Below are 23,498 nucleotides of genomic sequence, written 5' to 3'. Positions count from 1 at the left end.
GGCCGCGATGACGAAGTTGCGCTTCAGCACCGCCTTGGAAGTCTTCGAAGCCTTTCCAAGCCTGCGTGACGACCTGCAATCGGCGCCGACGGCCGAGTCCCCGCCGGTGTTCCTGCGCGCGCTTGGGACGAGCGTCACTCCAGAGGACGGGGTCGCGTTCTGCGCCTATGCGCTCGATCGTCGCGAGTCGGTGTGGTGGGCGAGCCAGTGCGTCCGGCGGTTGCCCCCGATGCCGTTCGCCGCCGATGCGGCGATCGAGGCGGCCGACGCCTGGGTACACGAGCCCCGCGAGGCGCAGCGCCTTGCCGCCTTGCGCCTCGGGATGGCCAGCGATCGGCGCGCGCCGACGACTTGGCTGGCGCTCGCCGCCGGCTGGTCGGGCGGCAACATCGCACCCGCGGGCATGGGCATCACACATCCCGAGCCGCATTATACCGCTCGTGCGGCCCGCGTCGCCATCCTCAGCGGCCTTGCGCGGGTGACGGCCCACGACAGGCGCGCCCAACTCGCCCGTTGCCTGGATGCCGGCCTGCACCTGATGCGGAATGTGGATTGAGGGCGCGGCCGCCGCGAAGGAGTACGGCGCCCGCGCGTTTCCTGGGAACGTCGCGGACCGGGGCTGACGCGGAAGTCGGCACCGTTGTATCCTGGCATTCCGGCCGACCGCGCGATCCGGCCGCCATAACGGAGCACCGACGGCGCGATGCCGCTTCACCTGATCATCGAGAACGAGACCAGCCTGCCAGATGGCGGCCCGCTCAGCTATACGCTGACTGGGGCACGGGGCTTCGATATTGGGCGCAATCCCTATCTCGACTGGACGCTGCCGGACCCGAGCCTCGCGGTGTCGGGCAAGCATTGCGAGGTGCGGTTCCGCGATGGGGAATACTGGCTCACCGACGTCTCGCGCAACGGAACCTTCGTCAATCAAACAGCTCAGCGGCTGCAGGAGCCCTATCGCCTGCGCAGCGGCGACCGCATCTTCGTCGGCCACTACGTCATCCAGGCCCGGATCGATGGCGAGGGTGCCATCGCCGCGCATGCGGTGGCACCTGCCGCGCAGGCGTCTGATCCCGCCGACCCCTGGGGCATCGGCGAAGCGGCGGCACCTCCGATCCCGCGCCGCGACCTACGTCCGCCTGCCGAGAGCCGCCCGGTCCACGGCGACTTCCAGGACTGGCGAATGGATCTGCCGGAGATCGCGGCCCTTCCCCCCGTGCCGCACGCGCACGTCGGCTCCTACGCGCCGCCCGCGTTCCCGGAGGCAGCGATGGACTGGGCACACGGGACGCCCGCGTACCGCCCCGCCCCAGAACCGCTCCCGCCTATTCCCGAGCCGCGCCGGCGCGCCGCTGCAAGCCCCTGGGCCGAACCGCCCGCCCCGCTGCCGCCCGACCCCGGTCCCGCACCACACCGTGGACCGCCGCCCGATCACGCCTTGCCGCCCGACCGTGGTTCGCCTCCGGAGGACGGCAATCCATGGGGCCGTCCCTCGATCGCCGTCACCACGCCACGCCGTACTGAGGCGCCCGCAGACCCGGTCCCGCCGCCCCAGCCGCACGCGGGCGGCGCTGACGCCTTCGTAGCCCGCTTTGCCAAGGGCGCCGGAGTGCCGGCGGAGATGTTTTCGTGGCGCGATCCCGGCGACCTCGCCGAGGAACTCGGGGCCCTGACCCGGCTCACGGCGGAGAACCTGAAGCAACTGCTCGCCGGCCGGGCCGAGGCCAAGCGCGTCACCCGCGCATCGAGCCAGACGATGATCCAGGCACTCGACAACAATCCGCTGAAGTTCACTCCTACCGTGGAGGATGCGCTGCAGATCATGTTCGGCCGCCCGAGCAGCGGCTACCTGCCCGCCCGCCGCGCGCTGGAAGAGGGATTTCGCGATCTCAAGGAGCATCAGGTCAAGGTCTACTCGGCGATGCAGCACGCGCTCCGCCTGCTGCTGCAGGACCTCGACCCGGAGGTGGTCGAGGCCGCGCTCGGCGACGACCGCGGCCTCTCCGGCTTCCTCGGCTCGCGCAAGGCGCGGCTCTGGGACGTCTACGCGACGCGCTGGGACGCGCTAACGAGCGCGCACGAAGAGGGGATGGTCGACGCGTTCATGGTGTTTTTCGCGGAGTGCTACGATCGCGGCGGGAAGGGGTAATGCATCCGGTGGAAGAGGCCCGCAGTCATTACGGCGCACTCCGTCAGGACCGAAGTGAAGCTCAGCTAGCTCGATCTAATTAGGAACGTCGAGCCCGTTGCCGTAGATGATGCTGACTCGACCACGTGGATAAATCTTCCGGTCCTTCATGATAACCACGATAGACTTATGAGATTCGACTGTGAACAGCCCGTCGATGCTGGTGTCGAGGAGGGATAACTCCTCGACCTCTATCGAAGAATCGCCGTCGAACACGATCGAGATGCCTGTGCCCCGAGCCTCGATAGAATCAATTCGATACAGTTTGTCGAATGGCTTCCCAGCCCAGCCGTCAGTGAAGATAATCAGCACATATTCTTTCTCGATTTCTTTCATCCGCAGGTTGATCGTATCAGCATATATTGAAAATTCATTTCGGTATTACTATTTTATTAAGCGTCGACCAAGGAATAAAAATCTGTGGTCCTCCTCCATAGAGGCTGCCAGTGCCGTTGTTGATGACTTGAGGAGCAACTGCTCCTTCGAAAATTTTCGTGCCTGCCGGGATGACTTGCTCATGCATCTGCGATGCGGTGTTACCCCAGTCTGGCTTGAGAGCCGAGTCCATCTGTGCCTGCAATGGGTCCTTCGGGGGAACGGTCGTCCAGTATTGGTCCACCTCCTCGGCCCCGCCCCCATGTGCCCTGTAAAACTTGGTGTCCTCAGTCAAGACGCGCTCGGTGTAAGATCCGCTTCTGAATGTCGAAGCTGGCATGTTTGAGTCGTTCGGATCCCCCAAGGGGACCCTTCCCGTGCGGCCCCCAAAGCTTCGATTGTGGATGGCCGGCTATCGCACGAGCTCTTTCGGGGGGGGGGGGGCTTCTGCGGTCCACCCGGATGCGCGGCATCGGATTGGGAGCTGGCCGCTCCGCCTCCGCCATGTGCGGGCGTCGCCCCTCGACGGGTACCGATACTTTCGCCGCGGCTCGTGCGCGGTTCTCCTTCCTATCGACCCCCCTCCGACCGCCCCTGTCGCCCACTCGTCAGCCGCACGCTGCCCCGCCGGATCGCGGCCTGGATCACCCTGATGCCGACCGTGACGATCACCGCGGCCAGAAAGTCGGCGGCGAGGTCGAGTTCGGCCTCGGTCTTGGCTGCGGCAGCGATCTCCACGAACTTCTTGAGCTTGCGCGGGGCCTCAAGCACTCCCCATCCCAGGAAGAACAAGCTGCTGCCCAGCAGCAGGTCGACGAAGAAACCGATGCCGACGGCGTGCGATCCGGCCCAGACTGCCAGAACCGCGACCGTCTTGGCGATCTCCGCCGGTGCGATCATCGCCTGGAGCTGCGCAGCCATCTCAGCGGTGAGCCGGTCGGAGCGGATTGCCCGGCGCAGGATCTCGGTGAGCCGCACCTCGATCGTCATCCCCGCCACGTCGAGGCGGACGGGTGACGTGCCGGGTCTCGGACCGACGTCGACCGGTCGAGGTGGCATCCGCACGGTATGGGCCGCGATGCGGGCGGCCCCTTGGTCCCGCGTTGCCCGGAAGCCGGGAGCTTCTCCCGGCGAAAGCGGCGTGCCTTGGGAAATCCAGGTGGTAGACCGCTCGACATCCGGCTGGCGCAGATCACGGATCTCCCCGTTCGGCACCACCCACGCCGCCAAGCGCCCGCGCCGCGTATCTGCGATGACACGTTCGAACAGCGCCCCGTCGCTTGCGTGGGTGAAGCCCGTTCCACCGCCCCAGCGCTCGAACGCGCGGCGAAGGCGCTGCATCGCGCCGGGGTCGTGGCACAGGCACGACAGGCACCGGTGCAGGGCGTCATCGCTCTGGAGCGCGTGCCGGTGCCCGCGGCCGAACGCGGCGCGCGGGCCGATCAGGACTGTTTCCGGCAGCGTGCGCAGAGTGAAGAGGTCGGCGGAAATTTGCACCTCGCCTCGGATGGAAGAGGAAGGGCGTGGAGAATACCATCACAGCCGAGGTGATGCACGTCAACGACAGTGGCGTGAAGAGTGCGAAAATCCCCAGGCTCCGGCTGACAGGATCGGATCGTCCGGCTATAGCTCCGGCTCGGAAAAGGTGGCGGACCATGTCCTGGAACAGCAAGGTGGTCTGGGCGGAAGGGCTGTTCCTGCGCCCGCAACATCTTCAACAGAACGATCGGTACCTCGAAACCCTGGTGGAGAACCGGGTGCGCTACGCGACGCCCTACCCCTGGGGCTTCGCGCAGGTGGAGGTCGACCGCGACCTCGCGCAGCAGAGCAAGTTCGGCCTGCGCCGCGGCACGGGGATCATGCCCGACGGCACGCCCTTCGACGTGCCGGGCCAGTCGCCGCTGCCGGCGCCGATCGACGTGCCCGAGGATGCGGCCGGCCTCGTGCTGTGGCTGACCATGCCGGTGGCCGCCTCCAACACCCGCGAGGTCGAGGCAGCGGAGGCGGAGAGCGCGAGCCGGTTCTATCCGGGGCGCGAGACCCTGATCGATTCGACCTCGGCGCTGCGCGTCGAGGAGGAGATCGATGTGGCTCATCCCCGGCTGTCGTTCGAGCTGCGCCGCACGGCGAAGCCCGGCTTCGTCGGCCTGCCCATCGCCCGCGTGGTCGAGGTCCGGGACCGGGCCGTGGTGTTCGACGAGCGTTTCGCGCCGCCGGTGCTGGTCTGCGCCGCCCACCCGGTGGCCAACGGCTGGCTCGACCGGGTGATCGGCTGGGTCGAGAACAAGCTCGAGGAACTTGCCCGCTACGCCGCCGACCCGACGGCGGGCGGCGGATTGCAGAACCTTGACTATTTCATGCTGCAACTGCTCAACCGGCACATCCCGGTGCTGCGGCACCTGCGCGGGTCGCGCTACGTCCATCCGGAGCGGCTTTACGAGCAATTCCTGCAACTGGCCGGCGAACTCGCCACCTTCTCCACTGCCGAGCGCCGGGCGCGCACGTACGCGGATTACGACCACAACGCGCTGGAGGAGGTGTTCGGGCCGCTCCTGCGCGACATTCAGGACTTCCTCTCGGCCCATGTCGGGCGGCGCGCGATCCGTCTGGAACTCGTGGAGCGGGCGCAGAACGCCTTCACCTCGCAGATCCGTGACCGTACCCTGTTCCGCAATGCCAGCCTGATCATCGAGGTCGCCGCCCGCCGGCCGCTCACCGAGATCCAGGTGCAGTTCCCGCACCTGTTCAAGGTTGGGCCGAACACGAAGATGGGCGAGATCGTGCACGCCCATCTGCCCGGTGTGCCCCTGGTCCATCTGCCGACGCCGCCGCCGCAGATCCGTGCGATCACCGACCACGTCTATTTCATGCTCGACCGCAACTCGCCGCTCTGGGCCGAGTTCAGCACCGCCAGCGCCATCGGGCTGCACTTCTCCGGCGATTGGCCGGGGCTGGAACTCGAGCTCTGGGCGGTGCTCGAGGGGCGGCGATGACCGCCCATGAGGCTGCCGGTCGCGCACGCCGCGCTCTGGGGGGGCAACCGCGGTGAGTGGCGGGTTCGATCCGTTCGGCCGCGGCGACCGAACTATCATTGTCCCAAATCCGTCCGGGCGGCGGTCGAACGCTCCGGCGCCGTCCCAGGCGGCGGCTCCACCCGCGCCTGCCTATCAGCCGTTCCCTGCGCCCATCGAACCCGCGCGTCCCGTCCATCACGGCGCCGCGCCGGGGGGGGATGATTCGTGGGCGATGCAGCGCCCGTCCGCCGCCGCCCCGCCCGGAGAGGGCGGCGGACGGGAGCGTGCCCTCGTGCTCCGGCGCGACATTGTTGTCGCGCCCAACCGGAACCCGTACCTGAAGGCGGCCGGCCCGCTTCTGCTGTTGTTTGGGCGCTTGCGAGTGCAGCTTTCGCGCGCTTCCTTTTCCAACCTGATGGAGCAGGTTGCCGCGGCGATTGAAGATTTCGAGAAGGATTGCCGGTCGGGCGGCGCGCCGCCCGAACAGGCACGGATTGCGAAGTATCTCGTCTGCGCTACCGCCGACGACGTGGTGCAGAATATCCCCACCGACGAGCGCCACGTATGGACCCAATACAGCATGCTAAGCCGGTTTTTCGGCGAACGAACCGGCGGCGTCCGGTTCTTCGAGGAGCTGGAGCGCGCTAAGGTTGATCCGTACGGCAGCTACGACCTGCTCGAACTGCAGCACGCCTGCCTCGCTATGGGCTTCCAGGGCATCCACCGCACCTCGGCGGGCGGAGCGGCCACGCTTCAGCAGATTCAACGCAATCTCTACGAGCTCCTGCGGCGCACGCGGGCCGCGGAGCGCGAAATTTCGCCCCGATGGCAAGGGCGCAGCCTCGCTACCGTGGCCGCGCAGGCGCAAATCCCGCTCTGGGCGATGGCCTCGGTCGTCGGCGTGCTGCTGCTCGGGTTCTTCCTGATGCTGCGCTTCCTCCTCGGAGGCGGCACGGAGGCTGCGGCCGAGGCCCTAGTCAGCGTCCACCCGTCGACGCCTATCGGCATCCAGCGCCGGATCTATACTCCTCCGCCGCCTCCACCGCCGCCGCCGCCGACGAGCCCGGCCGGCAAGTTCCGAGCGGCCCTGCAGGACGACATTGCGGGCCAGCGCATCTCGGTGAGCGAGATCAGCAACCAGATCGTTCTGCGTTTGGCCTCGACGATGTTCTCGCCGGGCGACGCCACGGTGAAGCCGGAGTTCAAGGCATTGGTCGAGCGGCTCGGCAAGCTGTTGGAGGCCCAGGCCGGCGGGATCAAGGTCGTCGGCCACACCGACAGCGCGCCGATCAAGAACGTGCGCTTCCCCTCGAACTTCCACCTCTCGCTGGAGCGGGCCAGGGCGGTGGGACAGCTGATGCGGGCTACCCTGTCGAAGCCCGATCGGGTCGAGGTCGAGGGCAAGGGCGCCGACGTCCCGATCGCCGGGAATGACACTGTCGAGGGTCGGGCGCGCAACCGCCGCGTCGAGATCCTGATCCCTCGAGGCGGCTGAAACCCCGTTGCCCGCGTACCCTTCCGCTGCACATGATCCGCCGAGCAAGTGACCCGCTGCGAATGACCTGTTCCGTGAGCCTGCCGTCATGAGCCTCGCCGCCTGGCTGCGTCTCGGCACCACCGTCCTTGGCGCGTTTGCGCTCTGTGCTCTGGCGTGGTGGGCTGGGCCGCTCGTGGCGGTCGGCGACGTGCGCCCGTTCGATCCGCTCTGGGTCCGCGTGACGTTCTGCGCCGTAGTCTTCCTCGCCGTCGCTGGGTTCGTCGGCTACGGGTTCTGGAAGCGCCGCCGCGCGGTGGTCGCGCTGGAGAAAGAGTTGTCCGCGACGGACGCGCCCGAGCACGACGGCGGCGTCCTTGAGGCCGGTATGCGCGACGCCCTGGCGACCTTGCGCACGGTGCGCGGCGCGCGCGGCGACGCCCTCTACGACCTGCCCTGGTACGTCCTCATTGGTCCGCCGGGCTCCGGCAAGACCACGGCGCTGGTCAATTCCGGCCTCAAGTTTCCGCTGGCCCGCGGAGCGACGCCCGAGGCGGTCGCCGGCATCAGCGGGACCCGCTACTGCGACTGGTGGTTTACGGAAGAGGCGGTGCTGATCGACACGGCGGGCCGCTACACCACCCAGGAATCCGATCCTCGCACCGACCGCCAGAGCTGGATGGCGTTCCTCGACATCCTGAAGAAGCACCGGCCGCGCCAGCCGATCAACGGTGTGATCTTGGCGATCAGCCTCGAAGACCTTCTCACCGGCACCGAGGAGGAGCTGACCGCCCACGCCAATGCGGTGCGCAAGCGCCTGCTCGAACTCAACGAGCGCCTCGGCGTCGACTTCCCGGTCTACGCGCTCTTCACGAAAGCCGACCTCATCGCCGGTTTCACCGAGTTCTTCGGACATCTCACGGAAACCGGCCGGCGCATGGTTTGGGGGCACACTTTCCAGACCGACGACAAGACCCGAAACATGATCGGCGAGGTCGGGCCCGAGTTCGACGCGCTGGTTGAGCGCGCCAACGCTTGGCTCCCCGACCGGCTCCAGGACGAGCCGACGCCGACGGCGCGCGTCGTGCTGTTCGGCTTCCCCAGCCAGCTCGCCTCAACCAAGCGCCATGTGGTCGAGTTCCTGAACCGGGTGTTCGAGCCCTCGCGCTACCAAGTCAACGCAACCCTGCGTGGGTTCTACCTCACATCGGGCACCCAGCACGGCACGCCAATCGACCAGCTTATCGGCTCGATGTCGCGCAGCTTCGGCTCGGAGGATGTCGGAGCCGGCGCCCTCTCGGGGCGCGGGCGCAGCTTCTTCCTCACGGACCTGATCAGGACGGTGATCATCGGCGAGGCCGGCTGGGTCTCCACCGACCGCTCTGCCGTGCGCCGCGCGAACCTGCTGCGCCTGTCGGCCTATGGCGGCCTCGCCGTCCTGTGCGCCGTCCTCGTCGGCCTGTGGTGGACGAGCTACCTGCGCAACGGGCAGCTCGTACAACAGAGCAACACCTTGCTCTCGAAGTATCGCGGCGAAGCCACCGAGATTCTGCGCGAGCCGGTGGTGGCCGACCGCAACCTCGCGCGGATCGTGCCGCTCCTGAACACCCTGCGTTACATGCCGGCAGGCTACGCCTTCCGCGACGAGTCGACCCCGCTTATGGCCGGCTTCGGCCTGAGCCAGCGCGGGCGCCTGAATTCGGCGGCGCTGACGGCCTACCACACCGGCCTGGAACGGCTTCTGCGCCCCCGCCTGATCTTCCGGCTAGAAGAGCAACTGGAGGCCAACCGCAACAATCCGAGCTTCCTCTACGAGGCGCTGAAGGTCTACCTGATGATCGGCGGGCGCCCCGAGGCGCCGCCGGACCGCGACCTTGTGCTCGCCTGGATGCGGCGCGACTGGTCGGAGAACCTGTTTCCCGGCGCCGGCTACGCCAAGGGCCGCGAGCTGCTTGGGGAGCACCTGCAGGCGATGCTCGACCTAGAGGACGGTTCGCCCCTCCTCGTCTCGATCAACCAGTCGCTGGTCGACGACTGCCAGCGGACGCTGGCACGCCTCAGCGTCGCCGAACGCGCCTACGAGCTGCTAAAGTCCGACGCCCGCGCCGGAAGCCAGCGCGACTGGACGGTCGCGCGGGCCGGCGGCCCCGACGCGTCGCTGGTGTTCGAAGCCGTCGGCGGCGACCTCGACCGAGTGCGGGTGCCGTTCTTCTTCACCTATGACGGATTCTTCGAGGCGTTCATCGATCGCTTCGGCGACGTGGCGGATGCCGCCGAGCGCGATCGCTGGGTGCTCGGGCCAGCGGGCGAGCAGCAGGCCTACACCGCCCAGTACGGCTCGCTATTCGCCGACCTGCTCAAGCTCTACGCCCGCGACTTCGTCCCCGCATGGAACGGGGCGCTGGCCAAGCTGAAGATGCGCTCGATGTCGAGCGACAAGCCGCGCTACCTTGCGTTGCAGGCGGTCGCCGCCCCGACCTCGCCGCTGAAGCAGGTGCTCGAATCGCTGCGCGACGAGACCCGGCTTACCCGCGAGCGGCCGGCGGGCAAAGGCTCGGAGATCGATCCGCGTACTGGCAAGGTCAAGGCGGTGATCGGCCAAGCCGCAGGCGGCGCCGCCGAGCGGGCGACCTCCGCCATACTGCCGTCGGGGCTCGCATCCACCGCGACGGCGCTCGGTCGCATCGGCTTGGAAGGGCGAGGCGGAGCGGGCGGGCGGGCGGGCGACCGCTTCGCGATTCCGACCAACGAGGCGCCGGGCGGCAACGTCGAGGCGTCGTTCCGCCAGTTCCACGTGCTGCTCGACGGTGAGCCGGGCCGGCGCGCGGTCGACGTGCTGATCGCCAATCTCAACGAAATCAAGAACGCGGCGCTCGCGGCCCTCAATCCGGCGGAGGCTTCCGCCGCCAACAGTACCCTGGTCACGCAGGCGCGCTCGCTCCGCGCGCTCGCCGCCCGCTTCCCGCCACCCTTCGAGCCGATGATCCGCGGAGTCGCCACCGAGTTTGAGGGCAGCGCCGCCGGCGCCGCGGTGTCCCAGATTTCCCAGGCGCTCGGCGAGCAGGTAATTCGCGACTGCCAGCAGATCGTCGCCAACCGCTATCCATTCACCCGCGCTAGCGACCGCGAGACGCCGCTCGCCGATTTTGCGCGCCTCTTCGCCCCGGGAGGGATCTTCGACAAGTTCTTCACGCAGAACCTAGCGCAGCGGGCCGACCGTTCGCGGCCACAATGGGTCTGGCGCCAGGACGACCAAGTCTCGCGCGCGCTCTCGCCCGCGACGCTCCGCGAGTTCCAGCGTGCCGCCGAGATCCGCGATGCGTTCTTCCCCACTGGCGGCAACATGCCGGCCTTCGCCTTCGCGGTGACGCCGCTGACCTTGAGCGCCGATGTGTCGAAGGCAAAGCTTGACGTTAACGGCAGCCAGCTCGAGACGCAGCAAGGGGTCAATACCCCGGTGACAATGCAGTGGCCCGGCCCTTCGGGCCTCGGAAAGGCTGCGATCACCCTGGATTTCGGCTTCGGTACGCAGCCGGTCGTGGTCGAGAAGCAGGGCACGTGGTCGTTGTACCGCATGCTCGACACCGGCTCCGTGCTGAAGCAGGGCGACGGCATCGTCGCGACCTTCGTGATTGGCGGACGCCAGCTCTCCTACCAAATCAACGTCTCCTCGCTGCTCAACCCCCTGGCGCTCCCGGCGCTGCGGGAATTCCGCTGCCCGACTGGGATCTGACGCCGATGCGCTGCGGGCTGTACGGAAAGCTTCCTGCCAAGCGCGACTACGTCGCGCTTGGCACTCCGCGCGAGTTCCTAGCAGCGTGGGAGCCGTGGCTGCAGGGCGGGATCTCAGCCAGCCGCATAAGCCTCGGCCCCGCATGGCAGGGGGCGTTTCTCAAGGCGCCGATCTGGCGGTTCTGGCTCGGGCGCGATGTGTCCGGTGCCGCGACGACGGGGGCGCTGATGCCGTCGGTGGACGGGGTCGGGCGCTACTTCCCGCTGACCCTATTCGTTCGCGCCGAGGCGAATGAGAGCCTGCCGCCCCCCGAGATAGACCCGCAGGATGGCTGGATGGAGCAGCTGGAGGACGTCCTGCTGTCGGCACTCAGCCCCGATGCCGCCGTCGAAGGCGTCTTGGCAAACCTCGAATCTCTCGGCGGCCCCGTCCCGCGCCCCGCCGCTACGCCCCCCGAGGGCATTGATCGGGTGGCGCAGGGCGCGTGGTCGATGGCGCTCCCAGCGGACGGCATCGCTCCGGCGGCTGCGAAACTCCGGCTGGCTGACCGGGAGCGGGCCTGCGCCGGATTGAGCTTCTGGTGGACGCAGGGGGGCGACGGCTTCGCGCCCTGCATCCTTATGAGTTCACTGATGCCGGATCCGGCCCTCTACGCCGCCATGCTCACCGGCGATCTGTCCGACGGCGGCAGCTCCACCACCGCCTCGCACGCGCCATGAGTTTCCTGCACTCAGCGGCACGAGACCAGGAAGCACGGCAATGACGGACGTTCCTTCTCTGCCCGGCCTTCCTGTCGCACCTCGGTTCGTGGTGCGGCACGGGAGCCTCACCCATGTCGGCGCGGTTCGCACGCTCAACGAGGACCGATGCTTCGTCGCGCCCGAACTCGGCGTCTACGCGGTCGCAGACGGAATGGGGGGGCACGCAGCTGGGGATATCGCGAGCACGGCCGTGGTTCAAGCGCTCGCTTCCATCGGCCCTGCCGTAACCGCCAAAGACCTGCTCGCCCGGCTCGAGGACCGGATGCTCCAGGCCAACGCGGCGATACGCGCGGTCGCCGAGGCGCGCGGGCAGCTCGTCGGCACTACGGTGGCGATCTTGATCGTTTTCGGCAGCGACTTCGCCTGCCTCTGGGCGGGCGACAGCCGGATTTACCGGATCCGTGATGGAGCGATCGCACAACTCACCCACGACCACACTGAAGTGCAGATCCTCGTAGACAGCGGCGCGCTTACGCCACAGGAAGCGCGCGACTGGCCGCGGCGCAACGTCATAACTCGCGCAGTCGGGGTGCGGCCAGAACCGGAGCTCGAACTGGTCCATTGCGTGCTAGAGCCCGGCGACACCTTCGTGATCTGCTCCGACGGACTGACGACCCATGTCGAGGACGCAGCGATCCGCGATTGCGCCTACGGCGCCGAGCCCCAGGCGGCCTGTGAGGCCTTGGTGGGCCTCGCACTGGAGCGAGGCGGCAGCGACAACGTGACGGTGGTGGCCGTGCGCTTCGATGCGGCGTCGGACGCTGCGACCGAGCGGGAGATCGGGGCATGACCGAGGAGACCCGGATATCGCCCGGCCCGCAATTCCGCCTCGGCCCCGGCACGCGCCTGAACGGCATCTACGAGATCGAACGGTTCATTACCGCCGGCGGTATGGGCGAGATCTACCGGGGTCGAGCAATCGAAACCGGCGACACCGTAGCCATCAAGACGATCCGGCCGGATCTGGCGGGTGTTAGCACCGCGATGCAGCTGTTCCGCAAAGAAGCTTCGGCGCTGCACAACCTCTACCACGAGGCGATCGTCCGCTACTTCGTGTTCTCGACCGATCCAGGACTCAGCCTGACCTATTTGGCGATGGAGTTCGTCGAGGGGGAGTCGCTCTCAGAGCTGGCGGCGCGCGGCCCGCTCTCGACGCAGCAACTGCGGACTTTGACCCACCGCCTCGCGAGTGGACTCCAGGCGGCGCATCGCCTCGGCATCATCCACCGCGACCTCTCGCCCGACAACATCCTCGTGCCAGGCGGGGACGTGACCAATGCCAAGATCATCGATTTCGGCATCGCTCGCTCGACGCTCGGCGAAGGTACGGTGATAGGCAGCGGTTTCGCGGGCAAGATGAACTACGTCTCGCCGGAGCAGCTCGGCCTGTTCGGCGGCGAAGTCGGGCCACCCTCCGACATCTATAGCCTGGGCCTCGTAATTGCCGAGGCCGCCCGCGGTCGACACCTCGACATGGGCCATAGCCACGTGGAGGTGATCGATCGCCGCCGCCGTGTTCCTGACCTCGCCGGAATCGATCCGGCAATCCGGGCTGTGCTGACGCGGATGCTCCAGCCCAATCCTAAAGATCGGCCTCAGAGCATGGGCGACGTCGAGACCTGGATGCCGCGTGCAGAACCCCGTCCAGGCTCGGGCCGCGGGCGCCGTGTCGCGGCTGCGGCTACTGGTGTCGTTCTACTCGTAGGGCTCGGGGCGGCCGCCTTCTATGCCGGCGGCCTCGACTTTGCCGGCCTCTCGCCTGGCGGCGTGCGGGAAGCCGCCACACCCTCACGGCTGGCTGAGCCCGATCCGCTACCTCCGCCACCGCAGCGACCTCTGTCCGAACCGAAACTACGCCAGGAGACGCGCCAAGAATCGCGTCAGGAGACGCAGCAAGAGACTCGCCAAGACGTGCGCCCCGAGCCTCGGCTGGAGGCGCAATCGGAACTGCGCCAAGAAGCACGTCAGGAGCGTGCTCCGCTGCAATCGCCGGGGCCCGTCGCTGCTTTAGAGTCCCCGGCACTCTCGCCACCGCCCGAGGCGCCGGCCACACCTTTCTCCCCGCGACCTGGTGTTTCCGTGGAGCAGGTTCGTGAGTTCTTGCGAGGTTACGGAGGAGGGAAGTGCTTCCACATCACCCCTGTGACGGTGGCCGCCCGCGAGGCGACCATCGAGGCCTACGGCGCTACGCCGACGCCCTTCATGGCCTTCGACGAGGCTTTCCAGCGCATTCTCGGCTTCGAGCCGGAGATTAATCTGCGCCAGGTCACGGCGGCGCAATGCCCGTTGGTCGAGTATCTTGGTAGCCGAGCAAACCAGCGCGTCGCCAATCGTCCGATGCTGACCCTCAAATCAGATACGCTGCGCGGCGGCGACGATCTCGTCGCGAGCACCGACGTGCGGGCCGACAAGCACGTGGACCTCCTGCTCATCTCCAACGATGGCTTGGTGCACAGCCTCACCGGCTACACCAAGCGTTCGGGCGATACCCTCACCGCGACGCTCAAGCTCGTCGACGACGGCCGGGGCGGTGATCCGACGCCTCAGCTCGTCGTCGCCCTGGCGAGTCCGAAGCCGCTCACCGCCCTGCTCGCGGAAGCAAAATCCGGAACGATGACCGCCGAGCGATTCGTAAAGCTACTCCCGTCGGAGGCCGTGCTTACCGTGAAATATGTCAAACTCGGTAGCTGACCGGTCGTGTCACGAACGGGAATGTTGCCACTTTGCCCGGCAGTTTTCCTTCTTAGAAGGATGGAGCCGCGACGAAACGAACGCGTCGTCAGATCCGCGTGTGGCCGCTAGTCTGGACCGGGTACCAGCGTCGCGAAACGTCTGAAATCCGAACAGGTGGCGGGGATGGGAAGATGGTGATCGGCGGACCGGGGGCGTCTCGCCTCGACGCCTGACGCGAACATCGCCCGGGATCGGTAGTCACGATGGGTTCGAGGTCGGCATCGCAGGGCCCTCGGTCATCGTATCTGAGACCTGCTTCGAGGATCGCGGACAAGATTCGCACTAATGCGACCAGCGGGATCTACATCACCGCGCGTCACCCGCTTGAAAACGGACCGCGGGCACGGGTGGTGTTAAGCACCATAGTGAGCTTCGAAGCGCTTCCACCTAAGCTCGCGACGGCAAAAATTTACGCCGACCATTTCTTTCTCCTGATTTAATAAAAAAATAACCTTTTCAATAAGTGCGGACTACATATCAACTATCGATTACTAGATGTGCTAAAAAAGTCACTTCGTTAACTTTGCGGCACCGAAGACGCAGAATGCTCTTCAATACAATCCCGCGTTCCTGCATGGTTAAGTTGAATTGAGCAGACGTGCCCCCGGGAGGCGGCGGTCTGGCCGAGGGGATGGGTGAAGACGAATGACACAGCAGACAGCGAACGGGCGGACCTTGTATCGGGCCTACGTCGCCTCTACGGCGCTCGTCGGGATCTCGCTTCGGGCCCAGCAGCGCCCGAGCGTCCTGCATCTCGCAGAATCCCCGGCGATGCTGCGCGCGCACTGGATGCGGTGTCTTGCGCTAGCCATCGAGCCGATCGCTTCGCTCCTGAGCCGGATTAACCGTCGGTTTACCAAACAGGTTCGACGGCTCAGGTCGATTGCGCGGCTGCGGCGGCGTGGGGTCGCGCTAGCGAGTGCTGCGGCTCTGATGGCGCTCGGACCGCTCGTGTCGGCCCCAGCGACTGCAGCAGGAGGAGCCGGCGGTGGCACCGGTGGCACCGGCGTCGCTGGCAGTGGCGGCGCAAGTGGACAGGATTCTTTCGTCGGGACAATCGATGCCGTAGGCGGAGCAGGTGGGAACGGCTTGGTAGCTGGTGCCGGCGGCGGCGGCGGCGGTGCCGGTGTCAGCGGTGGTGCCGGTGGAACGGGCTTCGGTGGAGCTGCCGGTGGCGGCCAAAGAGTCTACCAGGCATTAAATGCAGGTTCGAACGCTGGCTCCAACGCAACGCTAGGATCGAATGGTGGAGGGGGGGGCGGAAGCGGTGCATCCTCATTCTTTTTCGTGCCTGGTGGAAATTATGCAGGTAACCCGGGTGATTTTAGCCTCAGCGCCGCGGCAGGTGGTCGCGGTGGCGCCGGCAATGGGACTGGAAGCGGCGGCGGAGGTGGCGCAGGTGGATCGCTTGTTGTTCTTGGTCCCGGAAGCACATTCACTCAACCGGCTGGGCAGATACAGCTCATAAGGGGTGGAATTGGTGGGATAGGTGGCGCTGCCGGGGGCGGCGCAGGCTCCTACGGCGGCAATGGTGGCGACGGCGGAACTGGCGTCGTATTCGGCGATGGCGGCAGACTGATTCTGAATGCCGGTGCGAGGTCCACTGGCGGTAATGGCGGGGCTGGTGGGGGCGCTGGAGCAGGCGGTTCGGCTGGAAACCAGGGATCGGGCGGCGCTGGTGTGGTCGGGTCGAACCTGACGATCGATATGACGGCGGGTGGTGCGCTCGCAGGTGGCGCTGGGTCGACGAACGGCAACGCGGTAACCTTCCTCGCAGGCACCAACGTACTTAGCCTCGGTGCAACGGCCACGGGGGCCACGCTCACTGGCAACCTCGCGGTAGTTGCTCAAGGCAGCACGCTGCAGATCAATGCAGCCGCAGGCGGCTCGACGCTCGCCAACGTCATCACCGGAGCGGGTGGATTAATCCAGAACAGCGCCAACACGCTGACGCTGACCGGCGTTAACACTTATACGGGCGGTACAACGCTCACCTCCGGTATCCTTAGCATCGGCGCCGATGCTAATCTCGGTGCAAACAGTGGTAAGCTGACGTTCAACGGCGGCACGTTGGAGACGACTGCCAACATCACTACTGCACGGGCGGTCGCCATCAACAACTCTGGCACGGTGCAGACGGATGCAGGCGTTGCGACGACGTTTACCGGTGTTGTCGCCGATGGCACCGGCGCGGGTACGCTCACCAAGACGGGCACTGGCACCTTCACGTTGACCGCGGCCAACATCTACACGGGCGGCACGACTAACGCGCAGGGCACGCTGATCAACAACGGTAGCCTCGTCTCTCAGGTGACGAACTACGCGAATGCAATCTTTGTCAACAACGGCACTTTGGCGGCGAACCACACCAACGCTGGAACATCGACCAACAACGGCGCGATCGGCGGTACCGTCACCAATACCGGGACCTTCACTAACTCTGTCAGCGGTGTCGTCAGCGGTAAATTGTTGAACAGCGCCGGGACCGCGACCAACAACGGCATTCTCTTCTCTGAGGTGACGAACAACGTGGGCGCAATCTTCGTCAACAACCGCACGGTGTTGGCGAACCACACCAACGCTGGAATATCGACCAATAACGGCACCATCGGCGACGTCGGCAACGGCGGCAGCTTCACCAATAACGGAAGCGCCGGTGGCGTCGGCAACAGCGGCAGCTTCACCAATAACGGAAGCGCCGGTGGCGTCGGCAACAGCGGCATCGCAACCAACAACGGCAGGATCAGCGGCGGCGTCACCAACACCAGAACCTTCACCAACAGCGCGTCCGGTCTCGTCAACGCCGGGCTGCTCAACACCGCCGGGACCTCGACCAACGCCGGCACGATCAACGAGGGTGCTACCGTCAACGGCGGCGTACTTACGACCAGCGGGAGGATCAACGGGGGCGTCGTCAACGTCGCCGTCGTCAACGCGCAGGGTACCATCAATGGCGACGTCACCAACAGGGCCGGCTCCACCTTCACGCTCACCGGCGCGCTGACCGACTACGGAAACGGGGGCGCGATGGGCATCGGCCGTCTGACCAACGACGGCACGTTCGACCTCGGCGGCAGGAACCTGACGATCGGCTCGCTGGCAGGGTCCACCCCCGGCGCCACGATCGCCAACGGCGGCATCCTCACCACCGGGATCGACGGGACGAGTTCGGAGTATGCCGGCGGGATCGTCGGACTCGCGACAGCCCTGACCAAGCAGGGTGAGGGCACCTTCACACTGTCGGGCAACAACACCTATGTCGGGATCACCACGATCCAGACTGGCACGCTGGCGGTGTCCGGAGCTGGTATCATCAGCAGGTCGAGCCAAGTCCTGAACAATGCCAACTTCACCATCGCCGCGGGCGGACAGGTGACGACGCCGACCGTGACGAACAACGGCACGTTCTCGACGGCCGGGCTCGTCAACACCGCGCTCTTCACTAACAATGCTAGTGTAAATCTGACAGCCGGCACTCTATCTGCGACGACGTTCGCCAATACAAGCGACGGAGTCAACGGAACAAACAGCGTCTTCAACGCCCAGGGGGGGGCTATATTAAGCGGCACTTTCCAAAACAATGGTCAATTTAATTTGCTCGGCGATGTCGACGGCTCGGTAGCAAATTTTAATAATGCTGGTAGCTTCAACCTTGCAGCGAGCAAAACGCTCTCGGGAATCGGCACTTTCGATAACTCAGGTACAATTGGCATCACGAGCGGCGGCCCTTTCCAAAGCACGATCGGGGCGGCAAGCTTTAACAACGGCTCCACCGGCCGAATCAATCTGGCTGGCAACGTCGATCCGGCAGGTAAGCCGGTGACCACCGACTCCCTGACGTTGACCGGCAATTACCAGGGCACTCCTGGCTCGCGCATCCTCGTCGATGTCGATTTGACGAGCGTTGTAGGCACGCGCGCTGACCAGCTTCTCGTAAAAGGTTCGGGCGGCGGCACTACGACGCTCGTTCTGACTCGCACTAATCCGGATGCGCGAAGCGGAGTGTTCTTCTCAAATCCGATCAATGTCGTGTCCACGGCCGGCGGCAAGATAGATCTTAGTGTCCTGGATCCGGCCGCTAGCCAGCCTGGAACCATTCAGGGCAACGGCTTCATCACGTACAAGCTTCAGCAGAGCGGCGGCGACTATCAGATCGTTTCGCAGATCAGACCTGATCAGGCAGCCACCTCCGTAGCAGGCATCACAGGCCTGATTACTTCACTCAATGTTGGTTTTTTCCAATCAATCAGCGCGTTTATCAGCGGCCCGGCTGAGCACAAGATCTGTACGGAGGAGTTAGGTAACGCCAAGCTCTGCGAACAGCCGAATTCGACCTCCAGCGTTGGTGTGACTTCGACGGGCAAGAGCTGGGCGCAGCTCAACCAGCAGGCGGCAGCCGCACCAGTTGCAGCCGACGCTAATGTGTCCGGCATCCTGCCCGACACTTACGGCCTCGGGCTGTGGGCACGCGGCTCCGGCGGCGAGACCACCATCCGCTCCACCAGCACGGCAACCATCGGCGGAACGACGTTGCAGGGCGACAATCGCACCCGTATCGGCTTTGCTGGTATGCAGTTTGGTGGGGACTTCGCGGTGTTCAACATCCGCGACACCGGATTCAACCTGCACATGGGCGTCACCGGCGGTGAGATCTACGCTAACGGGCGCGAGCTGCTTTCCTCGCAGGCGACCGGCGCTTTCAGCGTACCTTTCGTAGGCGCCTACGCGGCGGTGACCAGCGGGGCATTCACTTCCGACATCGCTTACCGTCACGACTTCTACAACGCCCGGATCAACGACACCGCCTCGGGCGTCATGCAACAGCGTCTGTCCATAGGCTCCGACACGGTGGCGGGTTCGGCCGGCTATCGCATCGACCTACCGGGTCTGTTCGGTGGCGATCGAGCATATTTCCTCGAGCCCTCGGGCTCCATGAGCTACACCCAGACGCGGATCGGCGTGCTCGGGGTGACCGGCGGCGCACTGTCGTTCCAGCCGATCGACAGTATCCTGGGGCGCTTCGGCGTCCGGGCCGGCACGACCTTCGTGGCGGGCGAGACGCTGGCGGTGCAGCCGTTCGTGACGCTCAGCGTGTGGAACGAGTTCGCCGGTAACGCGGCGTCCCGCTTCACGGCCGCATCGATCGCCACCGACGCGAGCAACTTCGTGCCGATCCTGACCAACCGAGTCGGAACCTTCGGTCAGGTCGGCCTCGGCATCACCGGCCAGATCCTGGGCACGGATCTGCTGGGCTACGTCCGGGGTGATCTGCGCTTCGGCGATCGCATCGACGGCTATTCGATCAACGGTGGCGTGCGCTACCCGTTCTGATGCCACGCCTCCTTCGGCCTCGACCGGAGGGGGCGTGCTCTAACCACGGGAGCTTTAAATATTCTTCCCGCACCGTGTCCCGAAAAAGATGTTTTCCGATGCCCAAGATTGTGTCGTCCACGCCGGGGAGCCGGGTATCCCGAACCCTGGTCGCGCTCGGCTTCTCCGTTGCGATTATGGCCACGGTGATAGCTCTGGATGGCGTTCGGGCACTGGCGCAGCCGGCGAAAGTGGCTCCTGCAGCGCAGGCGCCAAAGCCTGTCGCGGTGCCGATCGAACCCGGCAGTACCACAGCAAGCTTCGGCGATTGGATTCTGCGCTGCCAGCGCGGCGGCGGCGACAAGCCGGTGCGGATCTGCGAGGCTGCCCAGACCATGCAGGTGCAAGGGCAGGCACAGCCGATCGCCCAAATCGCTATTGGTCGTGTTAGCTCGGGCGAGCCGTTGCAGGTGACCGCGATCCTGCCGCCCAACGTCGCCCTGCCAAGCAGTGTGAGGGTGCTGACGGATCAGAAGGATACGGCAGGCTTCGAGTTGGCTTGGCGGCGCTGCCTGCCCGGCGGCTGTGTGGCCGAGGCTGGAGTGCGTGAAGAGGTCCTGCGCCGGTGGCGCGGGGCCGCCGAACCAGGTCGGATCACCTTCAAGAACGCCGCCAGCCAGGATGTCGCCATCCCGCTCTCGTTCCACGGCCTCGCCCAGGCCCTCGACGCGCTTGCTAAAGAGCCGACTTGAAGTCCCTTTCGACATCGCGGCTTCTCGGTCGATGCGTCACCGAGCCGTCCTCTCTGCCGCTCCCGCTCTATGCTTAGCCGGCAATAGGCGCTTGACGAGGTTGATGGGATCGCAAGCATCAACACGCACCATCCGCGACGGAACGTGATTGTATCCGATCGCCCAAGTCGGCTGCCTCGGAGTCTGCGTCGACTCCGCTGGCTTCGCGCGCGTCGGCTGCATTGTCGATGTTCAGGTTGTCGAGAACGATAATTTCGCTGCGTATCAGCATCGGGACAAGGGCCTCGATGGCAAAGGAGTGGAAGCGATCATAATTGGCGTAGCCATCGGCTATTGTGTTGGCAGCAAGTCGTTGTTCCACAAGTCGGCGTTCCTATTGGTGGTGTTGTAGTTGCTGTGCGGTACGAGGACCGAAGAATCCTGTCGCGCGAAGCTTGGCCGCAGCATTTGGTCCGATGCTTGGGTGAAGAGTTGCCAGGAAATCGGATGCTGCTAACTGAGTTCGCTCAATCCGCCTGACTCGATTACGAGTGCCGATCGGCAAGCACCATTTCTCGCTGCACAAATCGCAGCCACTTGGCGTATGATGTGGCGAGTCGTCTGTGCGACGCAGAGGCGGGCACACACACGGTACAGGTGAAGGGCTTCAAATGGATAGCGGAAGGATCAAGACCTTCGCTTCGATCACTGGGCTCTTCGCTACTATTGTAGGCGTTGGGGCTTACGCAATCGTCAGCCTAACGCCCAACGTAGATTACACGCCACCTCCAAAGGGGTCCTTCCTCCAGGATCCCTCTCAGAGCATCGCATCCACCCTTGCGCCAACGAACGCAAACGAGGGATCGACCATTCTGCCACCTATTTTGCCACCGGTTCGAAGAGGGGGCGCTGAGATCGCGGCAAAGCAGGCCGGCGACAGTCAGGACGCAACACAAGGCCTAGCCGCTTCCGAGATGGCAGAGGACCGCTCTTCTCAAATTCTCGAACCGCGCCGATCCCAGCGCATGTCTGCAGCACCCGCGTCACCCACAACCCTGCCGAGCCTATCGCGTGCGCCAAACGTCCATACGACCCCTCCAATGCGCCCAATCCGCCCACAGCCCGCAAACGTATTGACACCCTCAGAAATTCTCAGGCTCAAGCGTTCCTTAAGACTGACGCCTGAGCAGGAACAACATTGGCCGCCGGTTGAGGCAGTTCTTGCTGATATCGGTGCCCAGCAGATGATACTGGCTCGTTCCGGACAGAACACAGCCGATGCGTTTGGTTCTCAGACGTCCATGCGAATTTACTTTGCTGCCAAGCCGTTGCTGGGATTGATGCGTGAGGACCAGAAGGCACAGATCCGCGTACGAGCGCGGGCTATGGGTTTGGAATCAATCGCATCATACCTGTAAACAGGTACTTCCAGTCTTCAATGTTCTGTGTCCGATGGGTCAGGCTTCTGTTTATCTGCAGCCAAATATTAAAGAAAGTCTTTGAAATTCATAATTCGGATGGGTTCAGGTGGGTGGCATTAGCCCCGGATTGATTCAAGGGCAGTCCTGGGTTATCATAGATCTTGGAATTCGGAGGAGGATCGGAATGTTCCGTACCGCGACTGCGATGGTGATTATCGTTTCCGCATTTGCGCTAGGTGCTGAATCGGCGTCCGCGCAGGTCAGCGTTTCTTCGAAAGAAATCCGGCTCGAAACGGCGCGCCAACATATGAAGAATGCCTGTCAGCCTCTAGAGGCTATTCGGCAGTTTAATAGGGCATACCGCTGTTATTCTGACGTTACGGCGTTTTTGAGTGACTCGAGGATTGTAAGGATAGGTCTCGGACCGGCCCGTCCAATCCGCGTTGCCTCGGCCGGGATCGATTTCCAGGCGTCTTTTGCATCAACTCGGCAGCAACGCTCGGCCTCGAGCCTCTTAGCATCAAATCACATTTTATTGGGGGTCGGATACTAATCGCGGGTGCGAGAGACGTTCGATCTATGTCGGCAGCTTTAGCAGTCAAGAGTTGATTGCGCGAATTAAAACATTGCAATTTAGGTTCATAGCTATTTATCGGCATATGGGAAGCTAAGAGTTTCTAACGAAACCGTCTGCATTGGTTGAGTGTGACGAGGGCGCAGGCGAGGGGCGTGAAAGCGAGATGGGTGACCGCACGGCGCTCGTAGCGGATGGCAAAGCGTCGGGATCACGCTAGCCACGCCAGCGTACGCTTGACGACCTAGCGGTGGCGGCCCAGGCATCGACTGCTTTCGACGCCCCGGCGCGCAATGCGGGGCACGATTCCACAGGCCCGACCTCCCAGCGGCAACGGCGGTGATCGGAGGCTTTTTCGCCGTGCAGCTTGCCCGGTCTGTGACGTAGGCGTCCATGGCGACCCGAGCGCACCGGCGGGATCGCGTCGAGCGTCGCAACGAGTTGGGTGATGTCGTGAGTGTTGGCCCCGGTCAGGACAACGCCGAGCGGCGTGCCGCGGGCATCGACGACGAGGTGGCGCTTTGTACCCGGCTTGCCCCGGTCGGTCGGTCGGGTTCGGACCGGTCGCCGCCCCCTTTTATGGATGGCCCGCCCGTCACCGGGCTTCATTGCTAGAGCGGCATCCGATCAGGTTGGATCATAGGCGTCGTATCCCGCGGCGGCGATGCATCTCCGGCATTCGTCTGGTTTGAAGGCCGCGAAGGCGTTTCGGATGGCGTCCCAGAAGTCGGTAACGGTGCACTTTGCAGCCGATCAGAGCGTGGCCTTGAGCTTGGCGAAGGCCATCTCGATCGGGTTGAGATCGGGGCTGTAGGGCGGAAGGTAGAGCGGTCGGGCACCGGCGGCCGTGACGGTGGTGGTCTTCCAATGTCCGATCGGCGCCGCGACCCGGCAACGCTCGCCGCGCGGGGCGCGTCCGTAGCGGCGGGCCATGCTGGTGTTGGCCGCGGTTTCGTCCAGGAACACGAGGGCGTCTGGGTCGAGGTCGAGTTGCCCCTCGAACCATGCCTCGCGGGCGGCTTTCACGTCTTCCCGAGCCTGCTCGGTCGCGTGGCCGGTGTTTTTTTTCGCGTGATGCCATGACTCTTGAAGAAGCGCGACAGGCTGCTCACCCCGACCCGCAGGCCGCGCTCCGCCAGCTTCTCCTGTAGCTCCGTCAGGAAGATCGTAAGCGGTGTCTGGAC

General features: G+C 65.1%; 14 protein-coding genes and 2 pseudogenes. 10 read left to right on the top strand and 6 right to left on the bottom strand.

Going from position 1 to position 23,498, the window contains the following annotated elements:
- Positions 1-7: 7 nt before the first annotated feature.
- Together MFF13_RS17585 and tagH are read left to right on the top strand one after the other, a co-directional pair.
- The gene (locus tag MFF13_RS17585; RefSeq protein WP_238272617.1) at positions 8-556 is read left to right on the top strand and encodes a DUF6931 family protein; all 549 of its coding nucleotides are present in this window, start codon (positions 8-10) and stop codon (positions 554-556) included.
- Positions 557-703: 147 nt separating this feature from the next.
- Positions 704-2,149, top strand: coding sequence for a type VI secretion system-associated FHA domain protein TagH (gene tagH, locus MFF13_RS17580; RefSeq protein WP_238272616.1), 1,446 nt, complete (start codon positions 704-706; stop codon positions 2,147-2,149).
- Between the two features lie 75 nt (positions 2,150-2,224).
- Here the strand turns inward: tagH and MFF13_RS17575 are convergent, their stop codons facing one another.
- The 3 genes from MFF13_RS17575 to MFF13_RS17565 form a co-directional block, all read right to left on the bottom strand.
- The gene (locus tag MFF13_RS17575; RefSeq protein ID WP_238272615.1) at positions 2,225-2,524 is read right to left on the bottom strand and encodes a hypothetical protein; all 300 of its coding nucleotides are present in this window, start codon (positions 2,522-2,524) and stop codon (positions 2,225-2,227) included.
- A 34-nt stretch (positions 2,525-2,558) separates the two neighbouring features.
- Complete coding sequence (locus MFF13_RS17570) at positions 2,559-2,858, bottom strand: hypothetical protein (protein WP_238272614.1); 300 nt, start codon at positions 2,856-2,858, stop codon at positions 2,559-2,561.
- 275 nt (positions 2,859-3,133) lie between these two features.
- Positions 3,134-4,060 carry a hypothetical protein gene (locus MFF13_RS17565; protein ID WP_238272613.1) on the bottom strand — a complete coding sequence of 309 codons (927 nt, stop codon included), beginning with the start codon at positions 4,058-4,060 and terminating at the stop codon, positions 3,134-3,136.
- Positions 4,061-4,218: 158 nt separating this feature from the next.
- On the opposite strand from MFF13_RS17565, the gene tssK reads away from it, so the two are divergent.
- From tssK to MFF13_RS17525, 8 genes are all read left to right on the top strand, one after another.
- Positions 4,219-5,556 (top strand): type VI secretion system baseplate subunit TssK, encoded by a 1,338-nt coding sequence (tssK, locus tag MFF13_RS17560; RefSeq protein ID WP_238272612.1) that lies wholly within the window; start codon positions 4,219-4,221, stop codon positions 5,554-5,556.
- Between the two features lie 253 nt (positions 5,557-5,809).
- On the top strand, positions 5,810-7,072 hold the full coding sequence (tssL, locus tag MFF13_RS17555; protein ID WP_238272611.1) for a type VI secretion system protein TssL, long form: 1,263 nt from the start codon (positions 5,810-5,812) through the stop codon (positions 7,070-7,072).
- 88 nt (positions 7,073-7,160) lie between these two features.
- Entirely contained in the window at positions 7,161-10,784 is a 3,624-nt protein-coding gene (gene tssM, locus MFF13_RS17550) for a type VI secretion system membrane subunit TssM (protein ID WP_238272610.1), read from the top strand.
- A 5-nt stretch (positions 10,785-10,789) separates the two neighbouring features.
- On the top strand, positions 10,790-11,503 hold the full coding sequence (gene tagF, locus MFF13_RS17545) for a type VI secretion system-associated protein TagF (protein ID WP_238272609.1): 714 nt from the start codon (positions 10,790-10,792) through the stop codon (positions 11,501-11,503).
- Positions 11,504-11,543: 40 nt separating this feature from the next.
- Positions 11,544-12,335, top strand: a complete 792-nt coding sequence (locus MFF13_RS17540; protein WP_238272608.1) for a PP2C family protein-serine/threonine phosphatase — start codon at positions 11,544-11,546, stop codon at positions 12,333-12,335.
- A complete protein-coding gene (locus MFF13_RS17535) occupies positions 12,332-14,236 on the top strand; it encodes a serine/threonine protein kinase (RefSeq protein ID WP_238272607.1) in 1,905 nt (634 codons plus the stop codon). The genes MFF13_RS17540 and MFF13_RS17535 overlap by 4 nt, the downstream gene beginning before the upstream one ends.
- 1,722 nt (positions 14,237-15,958) lie before the next feature.
- Complete coding sequence (locus MFF13_RS17530) at positions 15,959-19,609, top strand: autotransporter-associated beta strand repeat-containing protein (RefSeq protein ID WP_238272606.1); 3,651 nt, start codon at positions 15,959-15,961, stop codon at positions 19,607-19,609.
- A gap of 98 nt (positions 19,610-19,707) precedes the next feature.
- A complete protein-coding gene (locus MFF13_RS17525) occupies positions 19,708-20,340 on the top strand; it encodes an invasion associated locus B family protein (protein WP_238272605.1) in 633 nt (210 codons plus the stop codon).
- Between the two features lie 118 nt (positions 20,341-20,458).
- Here the strand turns inward: MFF13_RS17525 and MFF13_RS17520 are convergent, their stop codons facing one another.
- The 3 genes and pseudogenes from MFF13_RS17520 to MFF13_RS17510 all read right to left on the bottom strand — a co-directional run.
- Complete coding sequence (locus MFF13_RS17520) at positions 20,459-20,701, bottom strand: hypothetical protein (RefSeq protein WP_238272604.1); 243 nt, start codon at positions 20,699-20,701, stop codon at positions 20,459-20,461.
- A 1,716-nt stretch (positions 20,702-22,417) separates the two neighbouring features.
- Positions 22,418-22,891 (bottom strand): annotated as a pseudogene (locus MFF13_RS17515) (IS5 family transposase); the annotation flags it as partial.
- Positions 22,892-22,941: 50 nt separating this feature from the next.
- A pseudogene (locus MFF13_RS17510) lies at positions 22,942-23,498 on the bottom strand (transposase); the annotation flags it as partial.

The organism is Methylobacterium cerastii, assembly GCF_022179125.1.
Classification (GTDB): Bacteria; Pseudomonadota; Alphaproteobacteria; order Rhizobiales; family Beijerinckiaceae; genus Methylobacterium; species Methylobacterium cerastii.
This window is presented reverse-complemented; position numbering and strand designations above follow the sequence as displayed.